This is a genomic window from Mycobacterium sp. 1165196.3 (assembly GCF_001673415.1).
Classification (GTDB): domain Bacteria; phylum Actinomycetota; class Actinomycetes; order Mycobacteriales; family Mycobacteriaceae; genus Mycobacterium; species Mycobacterium europaeum_A.
On sequence record NZ_LZLU01000188.1, the window covers coordinates 1 to 5,905 of the forward strand.

The 5,905-nt window shown below is 70.0% G+C and carries 5 protein-coding genes; 4 read left to right on the forward strand and 1 reads right to left on the reverse strand.

What is annotated here, in order from left to right:
• Positions 1-784 (forward strand): mycofactocin-coupled SDR family oxidoreductase (locus A5659_RS19730; RefSeq protein WP_067183609.1); only part of this gene is annotated, 784 nt, incomplete at its 5' end.
• A 13-nt stretch (positions 785-797) separates the two neighbouring features.
• Here A5659_RS19730 and rpmB read toward each other — a convergent pair.
• A complete protein-coding gene (gene rpmB, locus A5659_RS19735) occupies positions 798-992 on the reverse strand; it encodes a 50S ribosomal protein L28 (RefSeq protein ID WP_046185726.1) in 195 nt (64 codons plus the stop codon).
• A 497-nt stretch (positions 993-1,489) separates the two neighbouring features.
• On the opposite strand from rpmB, the gene A5659_RS19740 reads away from it, so the two are divergent.
• The 3 genes from A5659_RS19740 to recG form a co-directional block, all read left to right on the forward strand.
• Positions 1,490-2,140: a transglycosylase gene (locus A5659_RS19740; protein WP_369829388.1), complete on the forward strand. Its 651-nt coding sequence runs from the start codon at positions 1,490-1,492 to the stop codon at positions 2,138-2,140.
• A 174-nt stretch (positions 2,141-2,314) separates the two neighbouring features.
• Entirely contained in the window at positions 2,315-4,015 is a 1,701-nt protein-coding gene (locus A5659_RS19745) for a DAK2 domain-containing protein (protein WP_067183622.1), read from the forward strand.
• A gap of 2 nt (positions 4,016-4,017) precedes the next feature.
• The coding region (gene recG, locus A5659_RS19750) for an ATP-dependent DNA helicase RecG (protein ID WP_067183612.1) at positions 4,018-5,905 on the forward strand (1,888 nt) is incomplete at its 3' end.

A 5,905-nucleotide genomic window follows, 5' to 3' on the forward strand; every position in this document is an offset into this window, starting at 1 on the left:
CGCCGCGCGCGGCCAGGGCCGCAGCCACGCCGTGGCGCTGGCCGAGCAGGGCGCCGACATCATCGCCGTCGACATCTGCGCCGACCTCGAGGCGATCCCCTACGCCCTGGGGACCGAATCCGAGCTCGCCGAGACCGTACAGCTGGTCCAGGCGGCCGGTCGCAAGGCGGTGTCCGTCGCCGCGGACGTCCGCGACCTCCAGGCGCTGCAGGCCGGGGTGCAGGCCGGCGTCGACGAGCTCGGCGACATCGACATCGTCGTCGCCAACGCCGGGGTGGTGGCCATCGGCGTCACCGACCCCGAGTCCGAACCGGTGTTCAACACGATCGTCGACACCAACCTCAAGGGTGTGTGGCACACGCTGCTGGCGACGGTGCCCTCGATCGTGCGCAAGGGCCGGGGCGGCTCGGTGGTGCTGGTCAGCTCGTCACAGGGCCTGACCGGCCGCGGTGGCGACGGCAGCGCGGCGATGTTCGCCTACGCCGCGTCCAAACACGGTGTGGTGGGGTTGATGCGCTCGGCGGCGAATGCCTATGCGCCGCACAAGATTCGGGTCAATTCGATCCACCCGAGCGGGGTTGCGACGCCGATGATCCTCAACGATTTCGTGGTGAACCGGATGCTGGAGAACCCCAACCCGGCCCTGTCGCAGACGCTGCTACCCGACGTGCCGCTGGTCGAGGCGCAGGACGTCACCGAAGCGGTGCTCTGGCTTGCCGGGCCGCGATCGCGCTACATCACCGGCGCGGCGATCCCGGTGGACGCCGGCCACGTCGTCATGTGAACAACGGCTGCCGTCAGCCCCGGACGACCTTGCCGGCCTTGATGCAGGAGGTGCAGACGTTCAGGCGCTGCTTGTTGCCGCCCGGGCGGGTGACGACGTGCACGGTCTGAACGTTGGGGTCCCACCGGCGGCTGGTGCGGCGATGGGAGTGTGACACCGACTTACCGAAGCCGGGGCCTTTCCCGCAGATGTCGCACACAGCGGCCATTGTTCAAGCTCCTCAAATCTCGGGGGTCCGGCAATTCGGCCGGGACAGCCCAGGTTGCACCGGGCACACCTGAGGATACCGACTCCTCCGGCAACCACCAAAACGGTCGTCAGGGGCCGACCCTGCGGTTACGCGCGGTCGCGCCGGTTTGCTGTGCGCTGCAACCCTCTCGCATGGTCGACATGCAGTCGATCACAGTAGGGGCTTTGACCGGGGTGGATGGCGTGCCCGGTCGCTAGGATGACAGCGCCGCCGATGGTCGGCGCGGTCGCTGCCTGTGTCAGGCGCGGACGGCGCGTCGATTTGGCTGAAGTCTTCTTCCCGGCGGTGCCGGCCCGCGCGGAGCTGCGGATGAGGCTGGGAAGCAAATATCGGCAGGTTTGAGGGGAGTGCGCGGGGTGGTTGCGCGCGCCGAAAACACCGCCGGTCCAGCCCGCGTCGAAAGCCGGCGGGGCTCTCCGGTGGGCGTACGACGGTTGGTCTCGAGGTTGCGCCGGGTGGCGACGGCCTATCTGGTGGTGGCGGCGCTGGGCAGCGTCGCCATCGGAAGCACCTCGGTTAACTGCCCGACCGCCGTGGGCGGCCAGTACGGCGCCGGGCAGGGCGGGGCGGGCCCCAGGGCAGCGGCCGGTGCGACGTGGTGGTGGCAGCCCGATGCGCCTCGTCCTGCGGTGCAAGAGGCGGCGGCCGTGCGCGGCGGCATCCAGCTGCGGCAGGTCGCTTTCGACGGTCGGGAAGTGTGGCCCGACGGACCCGAGGCGATCCGCGGCTATCTCGAGGAGGCGCTGACCCGGATCGGGGTCACCGACGCGGCGGCCCGTGGTCACTGGATCGAGGGCATGATGACCATCGCTGATCACGAGTCGCAGTTTCATTCGGGTGCGATCAACCTGTCGGACAGCAACGCCTATGGGCCTTCCCAGCTCGACGGCGGCCCGCTGCACGCCACGCGGGGCCCGTGGCAGGTGATGCCGGATACCTTCGCGGCCTTTCACCAGCCCGGGACGTCGAACTCGGCGTGGGATCCGGTGGCCACTGCGTGCGCGTCGATGAACTATCAGATGAGCCGCTACGGCGTCAGCCGCGACGGCAGCAATGAGCGCATGTTGGTGGGCCAGGCCAATCCCGGTATCCGGCAGGGCTATTAAACCCGCCTGCGATACCTTCTTGGCCGGAAAATGTGGCGTCGAGGACTACCTCGACCAAATACGTCCGCTACTGTTCGATCTTCCTCAACGGCGCAGAGCAACTGAGCGCAGCGGCTCCGGCGCCCGGCTACGCTGGCGCCCACCGGGGGACTGGTGCGGAGGAGGTGGGTCACACTGGGCACTGCGGATACGTCGCAGGATCGTCTCCTGGACGCGACCACCCTGCGCGACTGGGCGCACACCGCCGTCAGCGACCTGATCACGCACATCGACGAAATCAACCGGCTCAACGTCTTCCCCGTCGCCGACTCCGACACCGGCGCCAACATGCTGTTCACCATGCGTTCCGCCCTGGCAGAGGCCAACGCGGGCGCCGAGGCCGGATCGGGCTGCGTGGCGCGGGCCGCGGCGGCGCTGTCGGCCGGCGCGCTGAACGGCGCCCGCGGCAATTCCGGCGTGATCCTGTCGCAGATCCTGCGGGGCCTCGCCGACGTCACCGCGACCGCGGCCGCCGATGCCGGGGGTGAGCTGTCGCACATCGACGTCGCGATCCTCGGTGCGGCGCTGCAGCGCGGCGTGGAGCTCGTCATCAGCTCGATGGGCGGTGAGGAGATCCCCGGGACCATCGTCTCGGTCCTGCGGGCGGCCGCCCACGCCGTCGCGCAGTGCGCCCGGGCCGGGGACGGTCTGGTGCCGGCGGTCATCGCGGCCGGTGACGCGGCGGTGGTCGCCCTGGAGAAGACGCCCGAACAACTCGACGTGCTCGCCGACGCCGGCGCCGTGGACGCCGGCGGGCGCGGACTGCTGGTCCTGCTGGACGCGCTGCGCTGCACCATCACCGGGCAGGCTCCCGCCCGCACGGTGTACGAGCTGTCGCCGCGGGAACTGCAACCGGAGTCGTCCGCGCAGCGCCCGGCGCCCCACTTCGAGGTGATGTACCGGCTGGACGACTGCGAGCCCGCGGCGGCGGACAGGCTGCGGGATCGGTTGGGGGAGTTGGGCGATTCGGTGGGCATCGCGTCGGCGCCGTCGTCGGCGCAGCGCACGTACTCGGTCCACGTGCACACCGACGACGCCGGCGCCGCCGTGGAAGCGGGCCTGGCGGCCGGGCGGCTGAGCCGCATCGTCATCTCGGCGCTGAGCTCGGGCGCCCCGGGCCTGCCCGCCGGCGGCTGGACGCGGGAGCGCGCCGTGCTGGCGGTGGTCGACGGGGACGGCGCCGCCGAGCTGTTCGCCGGAGAGGGCGCCAGCGTGCTGCAACGCGAACCGACCGGGCACGATCCCGTCACCAACATCAGCGCGCACCAATTGATGCGGGCCATCGTGGACACCGGCGCCGCACAGGTGATGGTGCTGCCCAATGGCTACGTGGCGGCCGAGGAGTTGGTGGCCGGTTGCACCGCGGCGATCGGCTGGGGCATCGATGTGGTGCCGATCCCGACCGGCTCGATGGTGCAGGGGCTGGCCGCGCTGGCCGTGCACGAAACCGACCGGCAGGCGGTGGACGACGGCTACACCATGGCCCGCGCCGCCGGTGCGGCGCGGCACGGCTCGGTGCGCATCGCGACCGAAAGCGCGCTGACCTGGGCGGGGCGCTGCCGGCCCGGCGACGGCCTGGGCATCGCGGGCGACGAGGTGCTGATAGTGGCCGCTGATGCGGTCGGGGCGGCGATAGGCCTGCTCGACCTGCTGCTGGCCTCGGGCGGCGACCTGGTGACGGTGCTGCTGGGCGCCGGCATCGACGGCTCCGATGCCAATGCCGGCGCGCTCGGCGACATTCTGGAAGAACACATGCACGACCACCACCCCGGGACCGAACTGGTCACTTACCGCACCGGCCACCACGGTGACGCGCTGCTGATCGGGGTCGAGTAGCGATGGTGTCGCTGGGCGACCGGCTGGACTTCGTGGTGGGAGCCAAGGCCGCCGAATCGCTCGACGAGGTCTTCGGCATCCGCACCGTCGACGCCCTGCTGCGCCACTATCCGCGCAGCTATACGGAGGGCGCCTCGCGGTGGGGCTCCGACGACGAGCGGCCCGAAACGGGCGAGCACATCACCATCATCGACACGATCGCCGAAACCGAGACGTTTCCGATGAAGAAGAACCCGAAGAAGCTGTGCCACCGCATCACCCTCGGCTCGGGCCGCAGCAAGGTGACCGCGACGTTCTTCAACGCGAACTACTTGAAGAAGGACCTGACCAAGGGCACCAAGGTGATGCTCTCCGGGGAGGTCGGGTTCTTCCGGAACGTCATGCAGCTGACGCACCCGGCGTTCCTCATCGTCGACTCGCCGGACGGACGCAACCGCGGGACGCGGTCGCTGAAGAACATCGCCAACGCCTCGGGCGCCACCAGCGGCGAAGAATTGCTGGACGCCTACGAACGCCATTTCTTCCCGATCTATCCCGCCAGCACGAAATTGCAGAGCTGGGACATCTTTTCGTGCGTGCGCCAGGTGCTCGACGTGCTCGACCCGGTGCCGGATCCGTTGCCCGAGGAGTTGCGCGCGAAATTCGGCCTGATCTCCGAGGACCAGGCATTGCGCAACATCCATCTCGCCGAGAGCGAGCCGCGGCGGCAGCGGGCCCGCGAGCGCCTGACCTTCGACGAAGCCGTCGGTCTGCAGTGGGCGCTGGTGGCCCGCCGCCACGGTGAACTGTCGGAGTCGGGACCGCCGGCGCCGCCGCGCCCGGACGGCTTGGTCACACAACTGTTGGGGCGCTTGCCCTTCGAGTTGACCGCGGGGCAGCGCGAGGTGCTCGGCGTGCTGTCCGAGGGGCTCGCGGCGAGCCGGCCGTTGAACCGGCTGCTGCAGGGCGAGGTGGGTTCGGGCAAGACGATCGTCTCGGTGCTGGCGATGCTGCAGATGGTGGACGCCGGATATCAGTGTGCGCTGCTGGCGCCGACGGAAGTGCTTGCCGCGCAACATCTCCGATCGATCCGCGATGTGCTCGGCCCGTTGGCGATGGCCGGGCAGCTGGGTGGCGCCGATAACGGCACCCGGCTGGCGCTGCTGACCGGTTCGATGACCGCCGCGCAGAAAAAGCAGATCCGCGCCGAGATCGCCGGCGGTGAGGTCGGCATCGTCGTGGGCACCCACGCCCTGCTGCAGGACGCGGTGGAATTCGACAACCTGGGCATGGTGGTGGTCGACGAGCAACACCGCTTCGGTGTCGAGCAGCGAGATCAGCTGCGCGCCAAGGCCCGTCCCGGTGTGACACCGCACCTGCTGGTGATGACCGCCACGCCGATACCGCGTACCGTCGCGCTCACCGTGTACGGGGATCTGGAAACCTCGACGCTGCGCGAACTTCCGCGTGGGCGCCAGCCGATCACCAGCAACGTCATCTTCGTCAAGGACAAGCCCGCGTGGCTCGGCCGGGCCTGGCAGCGGATAGCCGAGGAGGTCGCCGCCGGCCGTCAGGCCTACGTGGTGGCGCCGCGCATCGACGAGAGCGACGATCCGGGCGATGAGCAGAACGCCAAGGCGCCGGAGACCGCCGAGGGTCTGTACGCCCGGCTGCGCTCCGGGGAGTTGGCGAACCTGCGGCTGGGCCTGATGCACGGGCGGCTGTCCGCCGAGGAGAAGGACGCCGCCATGGCGGCCTTCCGGGCCGGTGATGTCGATGTGCTGGTGTGCACCACCGTCATCGAGGTGGGCGTCGACGTCCCCAACGCCACCGTGATGCTGGTGATGGACGCCGACCGGTTCGGGATCAGTCAGTTGCACCAGCTGCGCGGCCGGATCGGCCGTGGCCAGC

Excerpts from the sequence above, each read along its gene's own strand:
- rpmB (WP_046185726.1), bottom strand. The coding sequence starts at position 992 with ATGGCCGCTGTGTGCGACATCTGCGGGAAAGGCCCCGGCTTCGGTAAG.